26 protein-coding genes are annotated in these 22215 nt (G+C 58.7%); 18 read left to right on the top strand and 8 right to left on the bottom strand.

Going from position 1 to position 22215, the window contains the following annotated elements; translation table 11 throughout:
- Positions 1 to 29: 29 nt before the first annotated feature.
- The 4 genes from ACR0J0_RS19700 to ACR0J0_RS19685 all read left to right on the top strand — a co-directional run bounded on the left by ACR0J0_RS19700 (position 30) and on the right by ACR0J0_RS19685 (position 2656).
- Positions 30 to 908 carry a LysR family transcriptional regulator gene (locus ACR0J0_RS19700; protein WP_480665721.1) on the top strand — a complete coding sequence of 293 codons (879 nt, stop codon included), beginning with the start codon at positions 30 to 32 and terminating at the stop codon, positions 906 to 908.
- Entirely contained in the window at positions 905 to 1819 is a 915-nt protein-coding gene (locus ACR0J0_RS19695; RefSeq protein WP_480665720.1) for a DMT family transporter, read from the top strand. Before ACR0J0_RS19700 ends, ACR0J0_RS19695 begins: the two co-directional genes overlap by 4 nt.
- A 62-nt stretch (positions 1820 to 1881) precedes the next feature.
- Complete coding sequence (locus tag ACR0J0_RS19690; RefSeq protein WP_480665719.1) at positions 1882 to 2160, top strand: hypothetical protein; 279 nt, start codon at positions 1882 to 1884, stop codon at positions 2158 to 2160.
- A gap of 82 nt (positions 2161 to 2242) precedes the next feature.
- A complete protein-coding gene (locus ACR0J0_RS19685; protein ID WP_480665718.1) occupies positions 2243 to 2656 on the top strand; it encodes a universal stress protein in 414 nt (137 codons plus the stop codon).
- Positions 2657 to 2658: 2 nt separating this feature from the next.
- Here ACR0J0_RS19685 and ACR0J0_RS19680 read toward each other — a convergent pair whose 3' ends face one another.
- Positions 2659 to 2994: an ArsR/SmtB family transcription factor gene (locus ACR0J0_RS19680; RefSeq protein ID WP_480665747.1), complete on the bottom strand. Its 336-nt coding sequence runs from the start codon at positions 2992 to 2994 to the stop codon at positions 2659 to 2661.
- A gap of 231 nt (positions 2995 to 3225) precedes the next feature.
- Between ACR0J0_RS19680 and ACR0J0_RS19675 the strand changes: the two genes are divergently transcribed.
- The 7 genes from ACR0J0_RS19675 to ACR0J0_RS19645 all read left to right on the top strand — a co-directional run bounded on the left by ACR0J0_RS19675 (position 3226) and on the right by ACR0J0_RS19645 (position 7934).
- A complete protein-coding gene (locus ACR0J0_RS19675) occupies positions 3226 to 3558 on the top strand; it encodes an AtpZ/AtpI family protein (protein WP_480665717.1) in 333 nt (110 codons plus the stop codon).
- A gap of 2 nt (positions 3559 to 3560) precedes the next feature.
- On the top strand, positions 3561 to 4319 hold the full coding sequence (locus ACR0J0_RS19670; RefSeq protein ID WP_480665716.1) for a F0F1 ATP synthase subunit A: 759 nt from the start codon (positions 3561 to 3563) through the stop codon (positions 4317 to 4319).
- A gap of 48 nt (positions 4320 to 4367) precedes the next feature.
- Entirely contained in the window at positions 4368 to 4592 is a 225-nt protein-coding gene (locus ACR0J0_RS19665; protein WP_005981269.1) for a F0F1 ATP synthase subunit C, read from the top strand.
- A gap of 86 nt (positions 4593 to 4678) precedes the next feature.
- Positions 4679 to 5230 carry a F0F1 ATP synthase subunit B' gene (locus ACR0J0_RS19660; RefSeq protein ID WP_480665715.1) on the top strand — a complete coding sequence of 184 codons (552 nt, stop codon included), beginning with the start codon at positions 4679 to 4681 and terminating at the stop codon, positions 5228 to 5230.
- Between the two features lie 5 nt (positions 5231 to 5235).
- Entirely contained in the window at positions 5236 to 5796 is a 561-nt protein-coding gene (locus ACR0J0_RS19655) for a F0F1 ATP synthase subunit B (RefSeq protein ID WP_480665714.1), read from the top strand.
- A gap of 92 nt (positions 5797 to 5888) precedes the next feature.
- The gene (locus ACR0J0_RS19650; protein WP_480665713.1) at positions 5889 to 6704 is read left to right on the top strand and encodes a hypothetical protein; all 816 of its coding nucleotides are present in this window, start codon (positions 5889 to 5891) and stop codon (positions 6702 to 6704) included.
- Positions 6705 to 7157: 453 nt separating this feature from the next.
- Positions 7158 to 7934, top strand: coding sequence for a class I SAM-dependent methyltransferase (locus ACR0J0_RS19645; RefSeq protein WP_480665712.1), 777 nt, complete (start codon positions 7158 to 7160; stop codon positions 7932 to 7934).
- A gap of 9 nt (positions 7935 to 7943) precedes the next feature.
- On the opposite strand, the gene ACR0J0_RS19640 is transcribed toward ACR0J0_RS19645, so the two are convergent.
- Positions 7944 to 8714 carry a FadR/GntR family transcriptional regulator gene (locus tag ACR0J0_RS19640; RefSeq protein ID WP_480665711.1) on the bottom strand — a complete coding sequence of 257 codons (771 nt, stop codon included), beginning with the start codon at positions 8712 to 8714 and terminating at the stop codon, positions 7944 to 7946.
- Between the two features lie 155 nt (positions 8715 to 8869).
- Here ACR0J0_RS19640 and ACR0J0_RS19635 point away from each other — a divergent pair, with 155 nt between their 5' ends.
- The 5 genes from ACR0J0_RS19635 to ACR0J0_RS19615 all read left to right on the top strand — a co-directional run bounded on the left by ACR0J0_RS19635 (position 8870) and on the right by ACR0J0_RS19615 (position 15348).
- Positions 8870 to 10069, top strand: a complete 1200-nt coding sequence (locus ACR0J0_RS19635; protein ID WP_480665710.1) for an aminotransferase-like domain-containing protein — start codon at positions 8870 to 8872, stop codon at positions 10067 to 10069.
- Between the two features lie 45 nt (positions 10070 to 10114).
- Positions 10115 to 10522 (top strand): hypothetical protein, encoded by a 408-nt coding sequence (locus ACR0J0_RS19630; RefSeq protein ID WP_480665709.1) that lies wholly within the window; start codon positions 10115 to 10117, stop codon positions 10520 to 10522.
- Positions 10523 to 10659: 137 nt separating this feature from the next.
- Positions 10660 to 14115: an AAA family ATPase gene (locus ACR0J0_RS19625; protein ID WP_480665708.1), complete on the top strand. Its 3456-nt coding sequence runs from the start codon at positions 10660 to 10662 to the stop codon at positions 14113 to 14115.
- A 54-nt stretch (positions 14116 to 14169) separates the two neighbouring features.
- Positions 14170 to 14532: a hypothetical protein gene (locus ACR0J0_RS19620; RefSeq protein ID WP_480665707.1), complete on the top strand. Its 363-nt coding sequence runs from the start codon at positions 14170 to 14172 to the stop codon at positions 14530 to 14532.
- Between the two features lie 138 nt (positions 14533 to 14670).
- Positions 14671 to 15348: a cyclic nucleotide-binding domain-containing protein gene (locus ACR0J0_RS19615; protein ID WP_480665706.1), complete on the top strand. Its 678-nt coding sequence runs from the start codon at positions 14671 to 14673 to the stop codon at positions 15346 to 15348.
- A gap of 28 nt (positions 15349 to 15376) precedes the next feature.
- On the opposite strand, the gene ACR0J0_RS19610 is transcribed toward ACR0J0_RS19615, so the two are convergent.
- From ACR0J0_RS19610 to cobD, 3 genes are read right to left on the bottom strand one after another with little or no spacing between them, the layout of a single operon-like run.
- Positions 15377 to 16540: a lytic murein transglycosylase gene (locus ACR0J0_RS19610; protein ID WP_480665705.1), complete on the bottom strand. Its 1164-nt coding sequence runs from the start codon at positions 16538 to 16540 to the stop codon at positions 15377 to 15379.
- Between the two features lie 11 nt (positions 16541 to 16551).
- Complete coding sequence (gene cbiB, locus ACR0J0_RS19605) at positions 16552 to 17472, bottom strand: adenosylcobinamide-phosphate synthase CbiB (RefSeq protein WP_480665704.1); 921 nt, start codon at positions 17470 to 17472, stop codon at positions 16552 to 16554.
- On the bottom strand, positions 17469 to 18434 hold the full coding sequence (gene cobD / locus ACR0J0_RS19600; RefSeq protein ID WP_480665703.1) for a threonine-phosphate decarboxylase CobD: 966 nt from the start codon (positions 18432 to 18434) through the stop codon (positions 17469 to 17471). The genes cbiB and cobD overlap by 4 nt, the downstream gene beginning before the upstream one ends.
- A 183-nt stretch (positions 18435 to 18617) precedes the next feature.
- On the opposite strand from cobD, the gene ACR0J0_RS19595 reads away from it, so the two are divergent.
- Complete coding sequence (locus tag ACR0J0_RS19595; protein ID WP_480665702.1) at positions 18618 to 18980, top strand: response regulator transcription factor; 363 nt, start codon at positions 18618 to 18620, stop codon at positions 18978 to 18980.
- On the opposite strand, the gene ACR0J0_RS19590 is transcribed toward ACR0J0_RS19595, so the two are convergent.
- A complete protein-coding gene (locus ACR0J0_RS19590; RefSeq protein ID WP_480665701.1) occupies positions 18962 to 19951 on the bottom strand; it encodes a glutathione S-transferase family protein in 990 nt (329 codons plus the stop codon). The genes ACR0J0_RS19595 and ACR0J0_RS19590 overlap by 19 nt on opposite strands.
- A 201-nt stretch (positions 19952 to 20152) precedes the next feature.
- On the opposite strand from ACR0J0_RS19590, the gene ACR0J0_RS19585 reads away from it, so the two are divergent.
- Positions 20153 to 20506 (top strand): hypothetical protein, encoded by a 354-nt coding sequence (locus ACR0J0_RS19585; protein ID WP_480665700.1) that lies wholly within the window; start codon positions 20153 to 20155, stop codon positions 20504 to 20506.
- On the opposite strand, the gene ACR0J0_RS19580 is transcribed toward ACR0J0_RS19585, so the two are convergent.
- Both ACR0J0_RS19580 and ACR0J0_RS19575 read right to left on the bottom strand, forming a co-directional pair.
- A complete protein-coding gene (locus ACR0J0_RS19580) occupies positions 20503 to 20934 on the bottom strand; it encodes a L,D-transpeptidase family protein (protein ID WP_480665699.1) in 432 nt (143 codons plus the stop codon). The two genes, ACR0J0_RS19585 and ACR0J0_RS19580, sit on opposite strands and share 4 nt — an antisense overlap.
- 99 nt (positions 20935 to 21033) lie before the next feature.
- Positions 21034 to 22206: a MalY/PatB family protein gene (locus tag ACR0J0_RS19575; RefSeq protein WP_480665698.1), complete on the bottom strand. Its 1173-nt coding sequence runs from the start codon at positions 22204 to 22206 to the stop codon at positions 21034 to 21036.
- Between the last annotated feature and the right edge of the window lie 9 nt (positions 22207 to 22215).

Raw genomic sequence — 22215 nt, 5'->3', positions numbered from 1 at the left:
ATTGTTGGAATTTGCACAGTGGGCGCACAATGGATAACTGGGACGAAGTCAAAACCGCCTATCAGGTTGCCAGAATGGGTACTGTCAGCGGCGCGGCCGAGATTCTGGGTGTGCACCATGCCACTGTGATCCGCCACATTGATGCGATCGAAGCGCGGCTGGGTGTCAAACTGTTCCAGCGCCACGCGCGCGGGTATACGCCCACGGATGCCGGAGAAGATCTTTTGCGCGTGGCTCAGGCCACCGAGGATCAGTTCAATCAGTTGGTCGGCCGGATGAAAGGGCGCGGCGATGACGTCTCGGGCGAACTGGTGGTGACCTCGCTGGCCTCGCTCGCGCCACTGGTCGTCCCTGCCTTGTCCGAGTTCCAGACGATGCATCCGGGTCTGATCGTGCGCTATCTGACCGGTGACCGGCTGTTCCGTCTGGAATATGGCGAGGCTCATGTGGCCATTCGCGCCGGTGCCGCCCCGGATCAGCCCGACAATGTGGTGCAACCGTTTATCGAGCAAGAGGTCGGGTTGTTCGCCAGTACGTCGTATGTCGAGCGCCGGGGGAAACCTGCAAGTATTGACGATTTCGCCAACCACCTGTTTGTCAGCACCGATGATGAGAACAGCCGCGCGCCGTTTTCCAAGTGGTTGCGCGCCACCGTGCCAGCCGAAGCCATCGCGTTCCGCTGCACCAACAATTTCTGCATGCGCGAAGCCGTTTTGGCTGGGGCCGGAATTGGCTTCATGGCCCGTTGGGAGGCATCCCGCGATCCGGATCTGGTCGAAGTCATAGAGCCGCTGCCCGAATGGTTCGGCAAACTGTGGCTGGTGACACATGTGGATCTGCACCGCACAACCAAAGTGCAGGCGTTCCTGTCATTCCTCAAAGAACAGTCCAAGGGCTGGCTTTCGTGACACCGCAGGCACGTGGCCACCTCGCCATGATCACCTTTTCGCTTCTGGTGGCGGGCAGTTTTTCGTTGGGGTCGATCGTTGCCAATCAGATTGCGCCCTTGGCGATTACAGCCGGGCGCTTTTTGATCGCAGCCGTCATCATTGGTGTCGCGGCACTGGCCACAACTGGCTTGCCGCGCAGTGCGGCGCAAGCGCCTTGGCGTTATGCTGTGTTGGGTGGGCTGTTCGCGACCTATTTTGTGCTGATGTTCTATGGCCTGAAAACAGCCGACCCGGTCAGTACATCTGCCGTGTTCACCCTGACGCCTGTGATGTCGGCCGTCGCCGGTTGGATTTTATTGCGTCAGATCACGACGCCGCGCATGGCGCTGGCTCTGACGGTCGGTGCAACCGGGGCGCTTTGGGTGATTTTTCGCGCCGATTGGCAGGCTTTTCGCGCTTTTGAGATAGGCGGCGGAGAAATCATCTTTTTCTGGGGTTGTATGGCGCACGCCATTTATACGCCGATGGTGCGCAGGTTGAACCGAGGTGAACCCGCCGTCGTCTTCACTTTTGGTACGCTGGTTGCCGGGTGCATTATCCTGACGGTGATCGGTTGGTCAGACATCCGCGCCACGGATTGGGCGAACCTGCCACTGATCGTTTGGGTCAGCCTTCTTTATCTTTCGTTTTTCGCAACAGCGGCCAGCTTCGTGCTGGTGCAGTTCGCGGCTCTGCGTTTGCCGTCGGCCAAGGTCATGGCGTACACGTACCTGATCCCCAGTTGGGTAATCCTTTGGGAAATCGCGCTTGGGCGGCCCGCGCCAACAGTACTGGTTCTGTTCGGCGTTCTTCTGGCGGCAATAGCCTTGATCCTTCTGCTCAAAAGCGAAGTCCAGCCCGCGAACGGAACCGCGCCGCTGCCAGAATGACTCTTGCTATTTGGTCTCTATGCACCAACCTTCGGGATCTGCAGGCCAATCGGGAGGGAAAAATGAAGCAAGTGATGCTAATTGTCGCCGGTGCGACCCTGGCCGCCTGTACTCAGGGTGGGGGAAAAGGTTCGGCGGAAACGGCTTTGCAAGCCAGTTGTGAGGCACTGATCTCGGCCGAGACGGGCGTTCAGGCCGCCGACGTCAACGCGGTTTCGACCGAGTCCGTTCCGACCGGCACAATCACGACGGTCGAGGTTGCTGGCGCGCAAGCACCCTGGTTGTGTCTTGCGGATGCCACCGGTGTGGTGATCGGCGTCGAATACAGCCAGGAAGGCTAACCGCGCCTTACCGTTTATGAGGCAGATCAAGGCATGCCTTCCCAGCAAACGCTAACATCGTTTGCAGGAGAAGGAGGAGACCATGTTCAGTCACATAATGATCCCGGTCGATATTCACCTGCCGCCGGAAATCCGCAAAGCTCTGGATGTCGCGGCCGCGATGGCGAAGTGGCAGAAGGCAAGGATCACTATCGTCAGCGTGACCGGAACCCAACCGGGTGACGTCACCCAGTCCGGTTCGGCAATCAATGCAGAACTGCAAAGCATCGTGGATCAGCTCGCTGAACAAAGCGGTGCCGACGTCGACGCTCGCAACATTCATTCAGTCGATGTGGCGGCTGAGGTCGACGCAGATCTGACACGCGCCGCCGAAGAAATCGGTGCCGATCTGATCGTCGTCGGAACTCATGCGCCGCGGATTACGGACCACATCTTTTCCAGCCACGCGGGCTATCTGGCCAAACACGCCAAGGTTTCGGTGTTCGTGGTCAGATAGGCTCAGGCTTCGTCCGGTGTGGGAAGTTCGATCTCCAGAAACCGTTCAAACGCATCCAGGTTGATCGGCTCGAACTGCCCGAACCCCTGCATCCAGACCGATGCCGCTCGCAGTGCATCGGGCTCCAGCTTGCACCATTTCACGCGGCCGCGTTTTTCCTGACTGATCAGTCCAGCCTTGGTCAGAATGACCAGATGCTTCGAGATCGCGGCCAGCGACATCTCGAACGGATCAGCCACATCCGTGACGGCCATGTCATCCTCAAGCAGCATCGCCAGAATGGCGCGGCGCGTCGGGTCTGCAAGGGCGGCAAAAACGGTGTCGAGATCATTGGTCATGCTTTCGCTGAACCACAGCGCCGCAGTTTGGTCAACCATTTGGTTGAATATGCGAATTCGGCGGTTTTGGGACAGGTCGAGAAATGCGGCTGGTGGCCTGGGGTTCCGAGCGCGCCAAAAAGTATATAAATAACAATGTCTTAACGTGCGTCAATTCGGGCTCTCAACGCCGTTGACTCTGTGCCCTGCGCCCCTTAGCACCATGCCCAAGACTGTGCGAGGGAAGTGCCCGTGACCGATGACGACCAAAAGCAGCGTATGGCGCAGCTGGAGGCCAAGATCGAAGCGGCAAAAAAGGCGAAAACGCCGAAGCCCCGGGCAGACGCTGACGTATCCGGGGGCGAGCTTGCCTGGAGGATGGTCATCGAAATGGTATCCGGTCTGGGGATCGGATTTGGCATCGGATACGGGCTGGACAGCCTGCTCGGGACCATCCCGATCTTTCTGGTGCTGTTCACATTGCTGGGCCTTGTCGCGGGCGTGAAGGTTATGCTCCGCAGCGCGAAAGAGGTTCAAGAGAAACAAGCGGCGGCTGAGGCGGCCGAGAAGGACGAGAGGGACTGAACGTGGCGACCGAGACCACCGCAGCAGAAGGCAGCAGCCTGGTTTTTCATCCGATGGATCAGTTCATCGTCAAGCCGCTTTTCGGTGGTGACACGATTGCCTGGTACACGCCGACCAACGTGACCCTGTGGCTGTTCCTGGCGATTGCCGCCGTCTTTGCCTTGCTGGTGCTCAGCACCTCGAAACGCGCGATTGTTCCGACCCGGATGCAGTCGATTGCTGAACTGGCTTATGGCTTCATCTACAAGATGCTGGAAGACATCTGCGGCAAGGAAGGCGTCAAATACTTCCCCTATGTCATGACGCTGTTCATGTTCATCGTCTGCGCGAACTTCCTGGGCATGATCCCCATGTCCTTCACCACCACATCGCATTTCGCCGTAACCATCCCGCTGGCTCTGGCTGTGTTCCTGACTGTGACCGTTCTGGGTTTCGTCAAGAACGGCGCCGCGTTCCTGGGCCTGTTCTGGGTCTCCAGCGCACCGCTGGCACTGCGTCCCGTTCTGGCGATCATCGAGCTGATCTCGTACTTCGTGCGCCCGGTCAGCCACTCCATTCGTCTTGCCGGTAACGTCATGGCCGGTCACGCCGTGATCAAGGTTTTCGCAGGCTTTGCTGCGATCGCCGCGATCTCGCCCGTGTCCGTGCTGGCGATCACTGCAATGTACGGCCTCGAGGTCCTCGTGTCCTTCATCCAGGCGTACGTATTCACCATTCTGACCTGTGTTTACCTGAAAGATGCGCTGCATCCTTCGCACTAAGGTCTGATACCCCAACATCGAAACTTCCAATTCGTAAGGAGATACATCATGGAAGGCGATCTCGCACACATCGGCGCAGGCCTGGCAGCAATCGGTTCCGGCGCAGCCGCAATCGGGGTGGGCAACGTTGCAGGCAACTTCCTGGCCGGCGCTCTGCGCAACCCTTCGGCGGCTGCTTCGCAGACCGCAACCCTCTTCATCGGTATCGCATTCGCAGAAGCGCTGGGCATCTTCGCATTCCTGGTCTCGCTGCTGCTGATGTTCGCCGTCTAATCTGCGGAACCTGATCCTTACGCGCAGGTGGGCCCAAGCCATAGCGGCCCACCTGTTGTAAAGACAACGTTCCGACGGAGGACATCATGGCGACTGAACCCATTAGCGAAGAAGTAGTAGGCTCGTGCGTTGATGCCGGTGGTTCGGCCATCGGGATGCCGCAGCTCTGCTTCGATTGGTTCCCCAACCAGATTTTCTGGCTGGTCATTACGCTGGTCGTCATCTTTCTGGTCCTGTCCCGCGTGGCCCTGCCGCGCATCGCGGCAATCCTGGCTGAACGTCAGGGGACCATTACAAATGACCTGGCTGCGGCCGAAGATCTGAAGGCCAAGGCGGTCGAGGCTGAAGAGGCCTATAACAAGGCGCTGGCCGATGCCCGTGCCGAAGCGCAGCGTATCGCTGCTGAAGCGCGCGCAGAAATCCAGTCTGGTCTGGATGACGCAATTGCCAAGGCGGATGCGGAAATCGCTGCAAAGGCGGCTGAATCGGAGAAGGCGATTGCTGATATCCGTGCCGGTGCGCTGGAAAGCATTCAAGTGGTTGCCAAGGACACGGCGGCTGAACTGGTTACCGCACTGGGCGGCGAGGCAGATGCCAAGGCCATCGACAGCGCCGTTGACACGCGGATGAAAGGATAAGTGACATGCGGAACACTCTTGCCCTTATCCTGACATTCGGCGCAGCCAGCCCGGCCTTTGCAGCCAAAGGCCCGTTCTTCTCGCTGGCCAACACCGACTTTGTGGTCTTCCTGGGCTTCATCGTCTTCATTGCGGTCCTGTTTTATTTCAAGGTGCCGTCGATGATCGGTGGCGCGCTGGACAACCGTGCCGAGGGCATCAAGTCCGAACTGGACGAAGCCCGCGCCCTGCACGAAGAAGCGCGCAGCCTGCTGGCCTCGTACGAGCGCAAGCAGCGTGAAGTTCAAGGCCAGGCGGACGCCATCGTAGCGGCCGCGAAAGAAGATGCTGTGCTGGCAGCAGAACAGGCAAAGGCCGATCTGGAGAAATCCATCGCCCGCCGTCTGGCTGCGGCTCAGGACCAGATCGCTTCGGCAGAAGCTTCGGCTGTCAAAGAAGTCCGTGATCAGGCGATCACCGTTGCGGTTTCGGCTGCCAACGCGGTCTTGGCCAAGCAGATGACAGCGGCGCAAGCGAACAAGCTAATCGATGCTGCAATTGCAGATGTCGGTGACAAACTGCACTGACCTGCATGGCCAATGCACTTTTTTGACCCGGAAGCTTGCTTTCGGGTCAAAGTGTTTCTGGCGGCCCCGTTTCTCTGCCGATTGGTGATCAGATGAATATCCTTGGAACCGTCCGCAATGGTGGCGACGCGCTGCGCGCAACGCTGGCTCGTATCGAAAGTCTGAGGCAGCACCTAGAAGGCAGCCGTGTCATCATTGCGACAAATGACAACACGGACGACACAGACGGAGTTCTCGCCCGATTTGCTGAAGAACATTCAGATGTAGAGATATTGGTTCTGGAGGGGTTGGCGGACCGCTACGCAGAACGGGTGGACCGTATAACCGCAGCCAGAAATGCCCTGCTGAAGCAAGTATTTGCAAGCGGGCCGGTGTATCCGCTGACCTTGATCCTCGATATGGATGGTCCCAACACTGGCTTGGACCCGGCGCAGGTTCTGCATGCCGCCTCGCGCCAATCCCCACACTGGGACGCTGTTTTTGGCAATCCGCGCCCGGCCTATTACGATCTTTACGCGCTAAGGTGTGCGGGCTGGTGTGAAACTGATGTCTGGCAACTGATCAGGGCGAAAAAGCTCCCACCAATTCTGCGCAGCTTCTGGAGAAAACGGAGGTTGCAAAGAATGATCTACGACCGGCAATACGACGTGCCAATTGATGCCCCGTTAATCGAGGTCGATAGCGCCTTTGGCGGGCTTGGGCTCTACAAGACGGATGCGTTGAAATCCGTGGAGTACACATCACGCGATAACGCCGGGCGGATCACTTGCGAACACGTCATGCTACACAGCGCGATGCGCGCAAAAAACAAGAGGCTGTTCATTGATCCGGGCCTGTTGATTACTGCCCCAACCGAACATTTGGGTCCCGGAAGCGGGCAGCGAATTCCACAAAGCCTACTGGGCTAATGCACAATGTGTTCGGGGCAAGGGGCGTACCACCTGCTTTGACAGTTCAAAATGCGCTCCTCTCGGTCGGATGGACTGATCCTTCAAGGCATCGATTTGGATTAATTGGGTCTTTCTCAATTCGTGCCGAGCCATGATTATTGGCTAGCGTTCATTCGGATCTCTGATTGCGCCAAACCTGGATAAGAGGTCATGAAAACGCACAGTTTGTGGCTCCATATCGAACTGCTCCGACCTGACCGCCGAAAACAAATTGTTAATTTGTCAGCTGCAGCTCCTATCAAGGAGCTCGGCATTTGACATTGTCCGGACCACGTGTGAGGTCCTGACAGGGTTTACATCGGCGCGCCTGATCGGTTTCTGGTGTGTGTGCATGGCCAACTCTGATGATTATGTCTTGGCGGACAGCAACCACGCGGGAGCTCTCCGCTATCCTGACCGGAGCAACTACTGATGCCCAACTCGCCGCTCACCGGGCAATCCGGAACATTCCTTTTCGAAGCGAACGTTATCGGGCGTCACGCCGCCAGATACTATCTGGACGAAAGCTGTGGGTACATCTGGGTGGATGGTCCGGACTGGCTTGAGGAAGCGTACAGCGACGCGATTGCTTTGACCGACACAGGGATTGTCGCGCGTAATCTTGGAAACATCCAGACCGTTTCCGCGACCCTCAGGGCCAATGGCCTGGCCGGTTTGCGCGGTGTCGACCTTGGCGGGGGGTACGGCCTACTTGTGCGGGGGCTAAGGGATGTTGGGATAGATTTCTATTGGTCCGACCCATTCGCCGAAAACTTGCTGGCGCGTGGGTTTGAAGCAGACGACGGCAAATATGCCGTAGCCACTGCCTTTGAAGTTCTGGAACACTTGCCGGACCCGTTGTCACACATCAAAAAAGCTCGAACCCAGTTCGGGTTTGATACCTTGTTTTTCTCGGCCACGTGCTTCGATCCCGAAAACGTTCCGGGGCTTGATTGGTGGTATTGGGCCTTTGAAACTGGCCAGCATATCAGTTTCTTTTCCGAACAATGCCTGGATTTCATGGCCGCGCAGATGGGAATGCGCAAAGTTCATGTGCGCGGCGAAATCTACGCCTTCACCACCTTGGACGACCTGAAATGGCCCCGGCGCTGGAAGCGCCGTAGATTGGAAAAGAACTTTCGCGGTTCAAGCCTGACTCAAGACGACTACGAAGAGATGAAGCGGCGCGTAAAAGGGCAACAGCTTTAGCGCTGACAGTTAGGGCGTGCCAGCCTCATGCTGCAATCGCTGTTGGGCGATTTCTTCGTTTTTCGCCGCTTTCTGCTGATCGGCCATGCAGCTTTCAACAAAGTTCAGGTGATCCTCGACAGCCTGTCTGGCCGCAGCGGGGTCGCGCGCCTGAAGCGCGGTGTTGATGGCGCGATGTTGATCCAATATGGCCTCGCGCGTTGTCCGTTGCTGGAACATCATCTGACGATTGTAGAATACGCCCTGCCGCAGCAGATCGAACATGGATCGCATCATGTGCAGCATGACCACGTTGTGGCTGGCCTCGATGATTGCCATGTGAAATTGCGCGTCCAGATGTGCCTCGTCTTCGGCCGCGTTACGCGTATGGGCTGCTTCCATTTTGTCAAAGATCGTCTGAACCACCTTCAGATCGCTCTCTGACCCCAGCCGCGCGGCGCGTTCCGCCGCCAGACCCTCCATGTCGCGCCGGAACGAGAGGTAGTCGAACACTGCCTCATCATGACTGCCGAACAGCTGGATCAGAGCGGGGGAAAAAGCCGACCCCAATACCTCGGCCACATAGATGCCGGATCCTGCCTTGGCCGTCAGTAAGCCCTGGTTCTGAAGGATCGAGATCGCTTCGCGCAGGGAGGGTCGGGATACGCCCAGCCGTTCGGCCAGTTCCCGCTCGGCCGGCAGGCGTTCTCCGGGGCGCAAAATGCCTCGAAGGATCAGCAGTTCGATCTGTCGTACAACCGCGATCGAAAGCTTTTCGGTCTGGACTTTTTGAAAGGGCATGAGGGTGTCGTTCTGCAAATTGGTCAAATCATATGACCATGGATTGCCGGGTGGTTCAAGGAGACCAAATTGCTGTGGTCGATAATTTAGGTCAGGATTATTGACTTTATTGTCGGGCGGTTTAGGCTGACCGCGATTGAGACGGGAGGAGCCTCATGTCTACGCACGAATTGTTTGCCACGCGCGCGTCCCGGATGAAGGCGTCCGAGATACGTGAATTGCTGAAATTGCTGGATCAGCCTGGCATAATCTCATTTGCAGGTGGTATCCCTGATCCCGCATTGTTTCCTGCCGATGGGTTTGCCGAGGCGTTTCAGGCCGCCTTGGGGCCAGAACAGCAAGCGCAGGCCCTGCAGTATTCCGTCAGTGAAGGTTATGTGCCACTGCGGGAGTGGCTTGTGGATCATATGCGTGAGATCGGTGTCGACTGTGGGCTCGATAACATCCTGATCACGTCGGGCTCACAGCAGGCTCTGGACTATCTGGGCAAGCTCTATCTTTCTCCGGGCGATACCGCACTGGTTGGCTGGCCGACATATCTAGGCGCTTTGTCCGCATTCAATGCTTACGAGCCACGCTTTGACCGCCTCAGCATCAATGGCAACCGAGGGGCAGCAGAATACAAGGCGGCGGCTGGCACGGGTGCGGTAAAGTTTGCCTATCTTTCACCGGATTTCGCGAACCCAACCGGCGAGACCGTGGATATTCGTGGCAGGGAGGCACTTCTGGATCTGGCCGACGATCTGAACTGTGCGGTGATTGAGGACGGGGCATATCAGGCTTTGCGTTACGACGGAGACGCCATTCCCCCGATTCTGGCATTGGAACTGGCGCGGAAAGGATCGATCGAAGATTGCCGCACGGTTTATTGCGGCAGCTTCTCGAAAACCCTGTCGCCTGGTTTGCGGGTTGGATGGGTTGTGGCGTCAAAGCCAGTGATTTCTCAGCTTGTGCTGATGAAACAGGCAGCCGATTTGCACTCAGCGACGATCAACCAGATGGCCATAGATCAGGTCGCCCGGGCCTGTTTTGATACGCATATCCCGATGTTGCGCCGCGTCTATGGAGCGCGTCGGGACGCCATGTTGCAGGCGCTGCAGGACCATATGCCCGAGGGCGTGCAGTGGACCAAGCCCGAGGGGGGCATGTTCATTTGGGTGACGCTGCCGGTTGGCATGGACGGGGCCGATCTGCTGGCCCGCGCGCTGGAAACCGCCAAAGTCGCCTTCGTTCCGGGCAAGGCCTTTTTCCCGGACGGTACAGGGGCCAACACCATCCGGCTGAGCTTTTCGAACTCGGATGAGAACGCGATCCGTGAGGGTGTACGGAGGTTGGGGGAAGTATTGCGCGCCTGAACATTGGAAAGGTTTTGTTAACCTTACCGACGCAAAGGTTGAGGCATGATCCGTTATCTGTTCCTCCTGGTACTGGCCGCTTGTTCGGCCGGCACTCCCCATTTCCGTGATCTGCCCGGGACCCGCGTGGCGGTGAATGGCAGCATCTTTGATGTTCGCATAAAAGGGGAACTGGCTGAGGCCGTTCGCATCAACATGCAATACGCCCCGCGTCTCGGGCCCATCCGGGATCGGGCTGCGCTGGCGATGGCGCAAGTGTCGGGTTGTCCCATCTTGGATGTTCTGGGCGATGCTGCGGTGACGGTTGGCGTTTTGGGTTGTGACCGCGCTTCGGGTGAACGGCTGTTGCTTACATCCGTCTCGACACCAAACTATGAGTGTATCGATTTTGGTTTGTTCGAGAATGTCGGTGGCGACACCAGCTATCAGGTTTTTGAGTGTACGCCGTACTGAAATACGCGCTTTCTTGCGCATTTCGGCAAGATGTTGTGGATAACTTGGCGCGAATTCCCATATCCTGCGTAACTGCGTTGACTCACCCCCTACGGGTTGCGCAGACTTCCAGACATAGGAATCACGGATAGCAGCCTTTGCGTTTTAGCAAACTTAAACTGACCGGCTTCAAAAGCTTTGTTGATCCAACCGATCTGATCATTGCGGATGGGTTGACCGGTGTGGTGGGTCCGAATGGCTGCGGCAAGTCCAACCTTCTGGAAGCTCTGCGTTGGGTGATGGGCGAAAACCGCCCGAAATCCATGCGCGGCGGCGCCATGGAGGATGTGATCTTTGCGGGTGCCGCGACACGTCCGGCGCGCAACTTCGCCGAAGTTGTCCTGACCATGGATAACTCAGAACGTTTGGCACCTTCGGGTTTCAATGACAGCGATCAGTTGGAAATTGTGCGCCGTATCACACGCGACGTGGGCAGCGCGTATAAAACAAACGGCAAGGACGTTCGGGCGCGTGACGTGCAGATGCTGTTCGCGGATGCCTCGACCGGGGCGCATTCGCCGGCGCTGGTGGGGCAGAACCGCATTGCCGAGCTGATCAACGCCAAACCCCGCGCCCGTCGTCGTATACTGGAAGAGGCCGCCGGGATCTCGGGCCTCTATCAGCGCCGCCATGAGGCCGAGTTAAAGCTAAAGGGTACCGAGGCCAACCTGACCCGCGTTGATGACGTGTTAGAGCAGCTGGGTACGCAACTGGCGCAACTTGCCCGTCAAGCCCGTCAAGCGGCGCGGTACCGTGAGATTGGCGAGCAGCTAAGGCAGGCCGAGGGCATGCTGTTGTATCGCCGCTGGAAAGAGGCTGACATGGCCCGCCAGCAGGCCGAAGACATCCTGCGTGAGCGGATCACCGAAGCCTCCCGGGCCGAGGCCGAAGCCCGCGCTGCCAGCGCGAAACGGGCTGAGATCGAAGAAACTCTGCCACCCCTGCGCGAAGAAGAGGCCATTGCAGCTGCTGTCCTTCAACGGCAGCAGGTGCAACGCGATCAACTTGCTGATCAGGATACCCGCGCGCGCCAGACCATCGAGACGCTCACCAACCGCATCCAGCAACTGGGCAACGACATCGATCGTGAAGCCGGCCTGAACCGGGACGCGGGCGAGATGATTGAGCGTCTGGAATGGGAAGCCCGCGAGCTGGCCAAAGCCGCCGAAGGGTATGACGACAAAGTCGCTGAGGCCGCGGAAATCGCCCGCGAGGCCGCATCCGTACTGCAGGACCGCGAAGATCATCTGTCGCAGGAAACCGAGGATATGGCCCGTTTGGTGGCGCGCCACCAATCGGCGCAACGCTTGGTCGAGGACAGCCGCAAAACGCTGGCAAGGTCCGAGGGCGAGGAAGACAAAGCCCGTGCCGCTGTGAACGAGGCGCGCGATGCGCTGACTCGCGCCAGCGAAGCGTTTGAAACGGCGCAAGAGGGTGAGGAAGAAGCCCGCGAGGCAGCTGAGGCGGCAGAGGAAGCTCTGGCCGCAGCCGACGAACTGCGCAACGACACGCAAGCTCGCGAAGCCGAGGCGCGGGCTCAGCGATCCGAGGCCGAAGGGGAGTTGGGGGCCATCCGTGCCGAGACATCCGCTTTGGCCAAACTGGTTGAACGGGATACGGCCGAAGGTGGTCAGGTGCTGGACCTGCTGCGTGTTGAGCCGGGCTATGAAAAGGCGCTGGGCGCGGCTTTGGCCGATGATCTGCGAGCGCCTCTGGTCGAGGGTGACGGCCCGTCCGGCTGGGTGCAGGTTGCAGGTTATGACGCCGATCAGCCGCTGCCAGACGGGGTTGAGCCGCTGGCGCTGCATGTTTCTGGCCCGGACCGGCTAAGCCGTCGGATTGCTCAGATCGGTTTGATCGACGCGGATCAGGGCGCGCGATTGCAAGCCTCGCTAAAGCCGGGGCAGCGGTTGGTGTCTCGTTCGGGCGATCTGTGGCGTTGGGACGGTTTCCGTGCCTGGGCTGAGGATGCGCCAAGCGCTGCGGCCCTGCGGCTGGAGCAGCTCAACAAGCTGGAGGCGCTGAAGCAAGAGCTGACCCGAACGGAGGCGCAGGCCGAAGGCGCCCGCGCGGCCCATGAAGCCCTTTCGCAGCAACTGGCTGACGTGACCGAAGCAGACCGCCGCGCGCGCGAAGCACGTCGCGCAGCCGATCAGCGTATGGCTGAAACTGCACGTCAACTCAGCCGCGCCGAAGCTGATCGCAACTTGGCGCAAGGTAAGCTTGAGACATTGACCCTGGCGGTTGATCGCCACAAGGAAGACGCCATGTCGGCCCGCGCCCAACTGCGCGAGGCTGAGGGTGCTTTGACCGAGTTAGGCGATCTCGACAGCGCCCGCGCGCAGGTCGAGGACATCAAACAGACGGTCGAGGCGGCGCGGATCACGATGCTGACCCATCGTTCGACCCATGATGAGCTGCGCCGCGAGGGCGAGGCGCGCACCCGGCGCACGCAAGAGGTGACAAAGGACCTGAGCGGTTGGCGACATCGGTTGGAGACAGCTGAGAAACGTATCTCCGAACTGGCCGAACGCAAGGAAAGCTCGGAGAAGGAGCTGTCCGAGGCGATGGCGGCGCCCGGTGAAATCGCCGAGGCACGCGAAGAACTGAATGAGTTGATCGAAGTGGCCGAAGCCCGCCGGGCCGAGGCTGCTGACAAGCTATCGGAGGCCGAAACTCAGCAGCGTGAGGTCGTGCTGGCCGAACGTGAAGCCGAACGTATGGCGTCGGAAGCCCGTGAAACCCGCGCGGCCGCCGAGGCACGTTGCGACGCCGCCAAGGAAAGCGTTGTTGCGGCGGCGGAACGTATCGCTGAGGATCAGCAGCTGACCCCGAACCAGTTGCTCAACCAGTTGGACGTGAACCCGGATCAGATGCCGGCGGCAGACGCACTGGAGGCAGAAGTAAACCGGCACAAGCGTCAGCGCGATGCGATGGGGGCGGTGAACCTGCGGGCCGAGGAAGACGCCAAGGAAGTTCAGGAAGAATTTGACACGCTGAACAGCGAGAAAGCCGATCTGGAAGAGGCGATCAAGGCCTTGCGCAGCGGTATAGCCAGCCTCAACCGTGAAGGGCGCGAACGCCTGTTGACTGCGTTCGAGCAAGTGAACTCGAACTTCGCCATGCTGTTCAAGCACTTGTTCGGCGGTGGTGAGGCCAATCTGGTCATGGTGGAAAGCGACGATCCGCTGGATGCCGGGCTTGAGATCATGTGCCAACCGCCGGGCAAGAAGCTCTCGACACTCAGCCTGCTTTCAGGCGGGGAACAGACCCTGACCGCGACGGCGTTGATCTTCGGCGTATTCCTCGCCAACCCCGCGCCGATCTGCGTGCTGGACGAGGTCGACGCGCCGCTGGATGACGCCAACGTCACCCGTTTCTGCGACCTGCTGGACGAAATGTGCCGCCAGACAGACACGCGGTTCCTGATCATCACCCACCACGCGGTGACGATGGCGCGAATGGACCGTCTGTTTGGTGTCACCATGCAGGAACAGGGCGTCAGTCAGTTGGTTTCGGTCGACCTGAAGAAGGCCGAACAGATGGTCGCCTGACCGCTCACCGCAACGTTATGACGGTTTGGCACTGAGGCAGGCTATGGTGGGCGCATGACCCGATTGTTCCTGATTTTGTCGACCTTTGTCGCGACACCGCTTTGGGCGGCTGAGTGGGCTACCAAGCCCGGTGATGTGCCCTTGAACCAACAGGAACTGGCCGCTTTGGAAGGGCAGACGTTGACCTTCTATGATGACGGACAGTCCCGGTTCTCGGCGGGTGGTGCCTATTCCTATACCTATTCGGCAATCAACGGCGGTGGCACAGCCTACGGCACGTTCTCTATCGCCGACGACGGCAGCGTGTGTATCCAGTATCGTAACGGTTTCAGCCGCTGCGATCTCTATGTCCGCAGCGGTGAACGGTTGATCCTGATCGACGAAAAGGGCGATCGGTATCCGGTGCGACCCGAGTAACAGACCCACGGTTCAACATCAGAGCATTAGGGGTTCGGCGTCCGTTTCCGGGCAGCTGTCGGGTTTTCACCTCCCACGTTGCTCTTTGCCTGCAGTCATTTACGGTGTTCAACATCCGCGCAGAAACGAGGTGACGGTATGTTAGGCTTGGACGTGTTGGTCAATACGGCGAACATTTTCTATCTTTTGTCCTATTCAGCAAAAGACATTTTCTGGCTGCGTGTCCTGTCCGTCATCGGCGCCTGTTTGCTGCTGCCTTACTATTACCTGCAAAGCGCGCCGCTTTGGGCGCCCATTGGGTGGAATCTGTTTTTCACCGCAATCAATATCTACTGGATTATTCGAATAATGCTGGAACGCCGCCCTGTGCCTTTCACGCATGAAGAGCGGCATCTTTATGAAACCGCGCTTCGCAACTTTACGGAACAAGAGGCGTTCAAGCTCCTTCGGATGGGCACGTATGAGACCGTTCCATCGGGGACCAGCCTGCTTACACAAGGCGCCAAGGTTACTCAGCTTTCGCTCATCGTTGAGGGCGCTGCCAGAGTTGAGATGAACGGATCAAACGTGGACCAGCTGGGAAGTGACCGGTTTCTGGGCGGAACAGCATTTCTGAGCGACCACACCACGTTCACGGCCCCGGTGACGGTTGTGACCACCCGCGAGACGCGCATCCTCGTTTGGCAGTTTTCAAAGCTTGAGGCCGAGTTCAAGAAGAATACGAACCTTCAGATTTCAATTGAGGCCAGCCTCGGACTGGAGATCTCACGCTTTCTGCAATCGGCACGGCTGCAATTGCCGCAACCGGCACCATAGGGTGCCGATCGAAGCGTTTGAGTAGGCCCTATAATTGGTTCAGCAGGTCCACAGTCGGCCATGCATCTGCGGGCAGTCCCAAGCGCGCTTGTTCAGATTGAACCGCAGCGCGCGTTCCAGCCCCCAGAATCCCGTCGATTTTGCCCACATCGTGGCCACGCGCCTGTAGCTTGCTTTGCAGTTGCTTCATCTGAGCCCCCGAAAGCGCCTGCGCTGTGTTGCCTGCGTCATAGATCTGTGCGCCTTCAAGTCTTGTTCCAAAATAGGCGGCGGTCAGGACGTAGACAAAGCTCTGGTTCCATTCGAAATAGACGTCGAAGTTTGGATAGGCCAGAAATGCAGGGCCTTGATGGCCTTGGGGCAAGATCAGAGAGGCGGGCAAGTCACTCAATGATCCGCCGCGCGCCTGAACGCCCATTGCTTTCCATTCTGACACCGGGCGCGGTTTGCCGGGGCCCGACAGCGACCAGTCCATCTGCGCGGGGACTGTCACTTCTTGCAACCATGGCTCACCCGGTCTCCAGCCCAGATGCGACAACATCTTGGCCCCGGACATCAGAGCGTCCGGCGCCGAGGTTTTCAGCGACACCGTACCGTCGCCATCCCCGTCTACGCCATTTTCAAGAATGTCACGGGGCAGCATTTGCACCATCCCGATCTCTCCTGCCCAGGCACCGGTTGTGCGGGCGGGATCGAAATTGCCCTGATCGTACAGCTCGATTGCTGCAAAAACCTGTGGCCGGAACAGCTCGGGACGGCGGCAGTCATGGGCCAGTGTTACCAGCGCGTTGCGGGTGTTGAAATCGCCTTGCACCGCGCCGTAGTCCGTCTCAAACGCCCAGAAGGCCAGCAGGACACCGCGCGACACGCCGTATTCCTGCTCGATCCGGTCAAACACGGCGTCGTATTTTCGAGACATGGCCTGCCCGCGATCAATGCGGTTTTGCGAGATCAGGCGACGCGAAAAGTCGACAAAAGGTTTCTGGAACACCCCTTGCGCCCTGTCAGCCTTGAGCACTGCACCGTCCTGCTGAACGCCCTTGAAAAAGCTATCTACCGTGGATTTGTCAAATCCTTGTTCAATCGCTTCGGCCTTGAGGCCCTTCACGAAGGAATTGAACCCGCCGCCGCATTGGGCCAGAGCGGGAGAGGCAAAAAGGGCGGCGGCAACGATGCCGGAGAGAATGCGCATGATCGGGTCCGTCAGAAAATGAAACTTGCCCCAACCCACACCGACACGAGGCCCAACGCAAGCCCCCAAACCTTCCACAGCATATCGCATGCGCGGAAAACTTCTGACGCGCCGATTTCGCGCGGGGCTTTGCCGTTGACCCAGGCCAGATCGCGGATCTGCCCGTCATAACTGCGCGGCCCAGCGAGGGCGACGTTCAACGCGCGCGCCATTGCAGCCTCGGGCCACCCGGCATTGGGTGAGATATGGCGGCGCGCATCTGCGACCATCTCGGACCAGCGCTCCCACTGGCCAGACAGGGCGACAATCATCACACAGGTCAATCGGGCAGGGATCAGGTTCAGCACGTCGTCCAGACGGGCTGCGGCCCAACCGAACTCGCGGTATTTTTCGTTGCGGTACCCGATCATGCTGTCGGCGGTGTTGACCGCCTTGTAGATCAGCAGCCCGGGCAGGCCAGCGATCAGGAACCAGAATGCAGGCGCGATGACGCCGTCGCTGAGGTTTTCCGCCGCGCTCTCGATGGCGGATCGGGCGACCTGCGCTTCGGTCATGTCCCGCGTGTCGCGTGAAACGATCATGGCCACTTTGGCGCGGCCCTCTTGCAATGAGGCCCGCAACCCTTCGCCCACGTCGCGGACATGAGATACCAGCGATTTCTGAGCCAAGAGGATTGCGCAGATAATGCCCTCGACCACCGGCCCAAGCAAAGAGAGTGCGCGGCCTAAAACCAACGCTCCGACGACCAGCAGAACCACAACCGCAGCTCCTTTCAGCCGCCGGTGCGTACCCTGATTCAGTCGCTTGTCCAGGCAGCCGATGACTTTGCCGATCACTACCGCCGGATGGCGGATGCGTGACCATAGCCAGTCGGGCTCTCCCAAGGCTGCGTCCAGACACATGGCGCAGACCAGAAGGAAAGCGGTGCTCACAGCGCGGCCTCCAGCCGATCCCAGCCGTCAGACGAGGGAAGGCCGAGGCGCAGATAGGTTTGCGAATAGGGGAAGACGCGGCTCCAGATATGGTTGCGGGCCAGCTTGTCTTGCCATGCCGCTGCGTTGTCGACCTCGTAAAGGCGGAACAGGGTGGTTCCACCGACCAGCGAAGCGCCTTTGGCTGTGACGATCCGATCAAGCCGATCAGTCGCTTGGCTTAGCTTCTGACGCGTGGCAACGGCCCATTCGGTATCTCGCAACGCCTGTTCGCCGATCCGCAGCGCGGGGCCGGAGACCGACCATGGCCCGGTTAGATCGTTCAGCCGCGAGATTAGATCAGGTTGACCGATCGCAAACCCCAGCCGTAGCCCGGCCAGCCCCCAGAATTTGCCGAAACTCTTGAGTACGAGCACTCCGGGCCGTTCAGCCATTTTGATCAATGAGGCATCAGGACAGACATCGCAAAAGCTTTCGTCAATTACGGTCAACGGTGCATCCACGTCAGCGGCATTCCAGATGCGCCCATCCGGGTTGTTGGGGTGCACGATAACGCGGGCTTCGGCTGGTCCGTCTGACTGTACGTTCCAACCCTGCGCTGAAAAGGCGGCCGCATGTTCGTTGTACGTGGGCGCAGTGATTTGCACGCGTCCAGTCGCTGCAAGAGCGGGGATTCGGGCGATAACTGCTGATGCGCCGGGTGCGGGCAATATTGCGGCGCTGCCCGGTACGGACCAGAAACGGCGCGCGGCGATGGACAGCCGTTCGAAAGCACCGTGATCGGGCAACGCCGCCCAATCCGACGAGGTCAGGCCCGACACAGCGTACGGGTGAGGATTGATACCGGTGGACAGATCCATCCAGTCCTCACGCGCACCGCCATATTGGGCGATTGCGCCGTCCAACCCACCTCCGTGGTCACGGGAGGCGCGTGGGTTCAAGTCTTGTTTGTGGCTTGCCATCGGGGTTCTCGCCGGAATTGCCTGTTTAGGCCCGCTTCAAGCGGATTTTTGCCGTTTGCACAAGCAAATCCGCGTGAGCAGCCCGGTTGATCGGCGTTGTTAACACTTTGTTAAGGAATAAGCGTGATCACAAACCACGGGGGTCGGCACCAGTCATTCTATCAAGTGCCGAGGTTGTTGCAAATGAAAGTACTGATTGTTGAGAGTAACCCCGACCTTGGTCGGGTCTGGAAAAGGCATCTGGAGAGGCAAGGTGCCGAGGTGACGCTTGTTGCCGGGCAAGAGGCGGCGATTCTTGCGCTTTATGGCACGGATTTCGATATCATTGTGCTGGATCTTGTTCTGGAAACCGGCAGCGCACTGGCCGTGGCCGATTTCGCCAGCTATCGCCGCCCGAAAGCGCGGGTGATCTTTGTCACCAATACCACGTTCTTTTCGGACGGGTCGATTTTTGCCCACAGCCCGAATGCCTGCGCTTATGTGCAAAGCGGTACGCCGCCAGAGGATCTGGCGGCGATGGTCGAACATTACGCAGCGGGTCGCTGACCGCGTCCGTGCGCCGCCATGTAATCCAGCACCGGGTTCGTCGGGATGATGCGATGCGGATTGATGCTGTCGTGGCTGTAGTGATAGTGGCGCACGATGTGATGCATGTTCACAGTCGATGCGACGCCCGGCCACTGGTAAAGCTCACGGGTGAATGCCCACAGGTTCGGGTAGTCGATCAAACGCCGCCGGTTGCATTTGAAATGCAGGTGATAGACCGGATCGAAGCGGATCAGCGTTGTGAACAGCCTCCAGTCGGCCTCGGTAATGCGGTTGCCCATCAGGTAACGGTTCGAGGCCAGCCGGTCTTCGAGCCAATCCAGGGTTTCGAACAGCGGGTTCACCGCATCGTCATAGGCTTGCTGGCTGGTGGCAAAGCCGGATTTGTAGACGCCATTGTTGACGTTGGAATAGATGCGCTCATTCACCTCTTCGATCTCATCGCGCATCGCCTCGGGCCAGTAATCATCGGTGTTGCCGGTGATTCCGTCAAAGGCCGAGTTGAACATACGAATGATTTCAGAGCTTTCGTTCGAGACTATCGTCTCCTGCTCTTTATCCCACAGGATCGGCACGGTGACTCGACCGGAATAGGAGGGATCGGCTTTGGTATAGATCTGATGGGCATGGCTCAACCCATACAGAGTGTCACCTGTTGCGCCATGGTCGTCAGGCTCAAGAGTCCAACCCTGATCCAGCATGTCGGGATGTACGACGGAAACCGAGATGTGATCGCTCAGCCCTTTCAACTTGCGAAAGATCAGGGTGCGGTGTGCCCATGGGCAGGCATGGCTGACATATAGGTGATAACGGCCGGACTCGGCTTTGAACCCGCCTTTACCCGAAGGCCCGGCACTGCCGTCGGCTGTCATCCAATTGCGAAACTGTGCAGCGCTGCGTTTGAAGGCGCCGCCCGTGGATTTGGTGTCATACCAGGTGTCGTGCCATTTGCCGTCGACCAAAAGGCCCATCTTTCGTCCTCCGAATAGCGATTTGGCCAAACATAATGGGTCGTAGGCGCGGTTCCTACGCGAGCGCGCGCGCACGTTGCCTGCGCACATGCACAGTTAGCTTGGGATTTCTGTGCAACAAATTTAAATCCGAGCGCTCTCGTTCATTGGATTTTTACGATAAGGGCTTCACAATATAAGTCATTGCCGGGGGAAGGTTTTATGACGACATATATTTCAAAGGAAATAACGGCCGAACTGGATGCGGCGCGAATCGCGGGGCTGAAGAAAACCAGCCGCCTGCGTGTTCAAATCAGCGACAATACCTACAAAATACTGAGATTGTGGAAGGATGGCTTTACGGTCGAGGCAGAAACCACGCCGCAACTGCGTGGGCTTGTCGACATCTATGATGGGGCCAATCACCTGTATCAGTGCCTCATCATCGCGGATGAGGAAGAGGCGGGTGAAATGCGCTATGAATTCAAGCGTAGCACCGCTGCCGCTGACAAGGCGCCGCTCGACTTTTATCGCGCGCCGGGCGCGCCGATCGCGCTGTTGGGGAATAAGGACTAGGGGCGGATTTCAACCACTGCGCCGTCAGGGGTTAGGCTCCAAAGGCGCTCCATTTCTGCATTCGACAAGGCAATGCAGCCTGCGGTCCAGTCACCGGGCAGCGTAAAACCGGTGACGCCATTTGGTTGCCCGTGAATAAAGATGTCGCCGCCAGGGTCAACGCCCTGACGATTGGCGCGCTCGATGTCCTGCGGCTGCGGATAATCAATCCCGAGTGACAGGTGAAATGCGCTCTGCGGGTTGCGACGGTCGATCCTGAAAATTCCCACAGGTGTCTTGCCGTCTCCCTCTTGCTGCTTGTCGCCATCGGGTGCGAATCCCAGCGCAATATCCGCTTGCAACACAACCGCGCCGTTTTGAGTTGCAGTCAGACGACGAGCGGACTTTTCGATCAAAATGTGGTCGATCCATGCGGCTTGCGGCGCCATAGGCGGCGCGGGAGGGCGTGGACCGAAACGGTGCCAGCCAAACCACGCCGCGCCCGCCACAAGGATAAGCAGCGTTATGAGGGCAAACCGACGCACAGCTTACTGTAGATCGGCAAACGCCAGCTTCAGCCGCGTGCACGCGTCTTCAACCCGTTCGCGTTGGGTGGCCAGATTGAACCGTTCGAACGTCTCACCACCTATGCCAAATCCGGGACCAGAGGATGTAGCGATCTTTGCATCCTCGCGCAGGCGGCGGACAAACTCGTCGTGATTCATCCCAGTACCTGAAAAATCGACCCAGGCCAGATAAGTGGCTTGCAATGGCATGGACCACAGGCCGGGGATTTCGGCGATGGCCGCATCAAAGACGGCGCGGTTGCCGGAAAGATGCGCGATCTGTTCGTCGACCCATGCAGCGCCCTCGGGCGAATAGGCGGCGGTGATCATGGCCACGCCAAGCGCGCTGGGGTCATAATCCAGCGTATGAATGCGGTGCCGCATCGCCGCGCGCAGCTTGGGATCGGGAATGATCATGTTCCCCGTCCGCTGCCCCGCGATGTTAAACGTCTTGGATGCCGCCGTCAGGGTCACGGTCCAGGAACGCGCGTCCGGAGCAGCCACATCCATCGGCACAAACGTGTTTCCGGGATAAACCAGATCGTGATGAATCTCATCCGAGATCAGGATCAGCCCGTTGCGCTCTGCAAAGGTAGCCACGGCGCGCAACTCATCCGGTGTCCAGACCCGACCCGACGGGTTCTGGGGCGAACACCACAGCAGCATCTTTTCCGACCCGTCCAGACGTTCCTGCGCATCGTCCAGGTCAATGCCGTAAGTATCACCTTGTCGAACCAACGGGCACTCAACGACGCGGCGACCGGTTTTGTTCACCTTGTGCGCGAACTCATGGTAAACGGGTGTAAAAATCACCACGCCGTCGTCAGGTTCCGTCCAGACGTCCAGGCACAGAGCGATTGCATTGCCCAAGCCTTGCGAGGTCAGGACCCAATCTGTGTCGATGTCCCAGTTGTGGCGGTTTTTCATCCACCACTGGACAGACCCCAGGTAATGCGGGTGCAGCCAAGAATAGCCGAACACACCGTGATCGGCTGCTTTGCGGACGGTATCGATGACGCAGGGCGCGGTTGGATAGTCAGAATCTGCCGTCCACATGGCCAGCCCGTCTTTTGGCGAAACGCCGTAGAGCTGCTCCATCTTGTCCCATTTTGAACTATTGGTTCCGCGGCGGTCGATCAGGTCGTTGAAAGTCATGTCTGCTCC

The sequence above is a fragment of the Ruegeria sp. BF12 genome (genome assembly GCF_056538705.1).
Note: the sequence above shows the minus strand (reverse complement) of the source record. Positions and strands in the feature narration are given on the sequence as shown.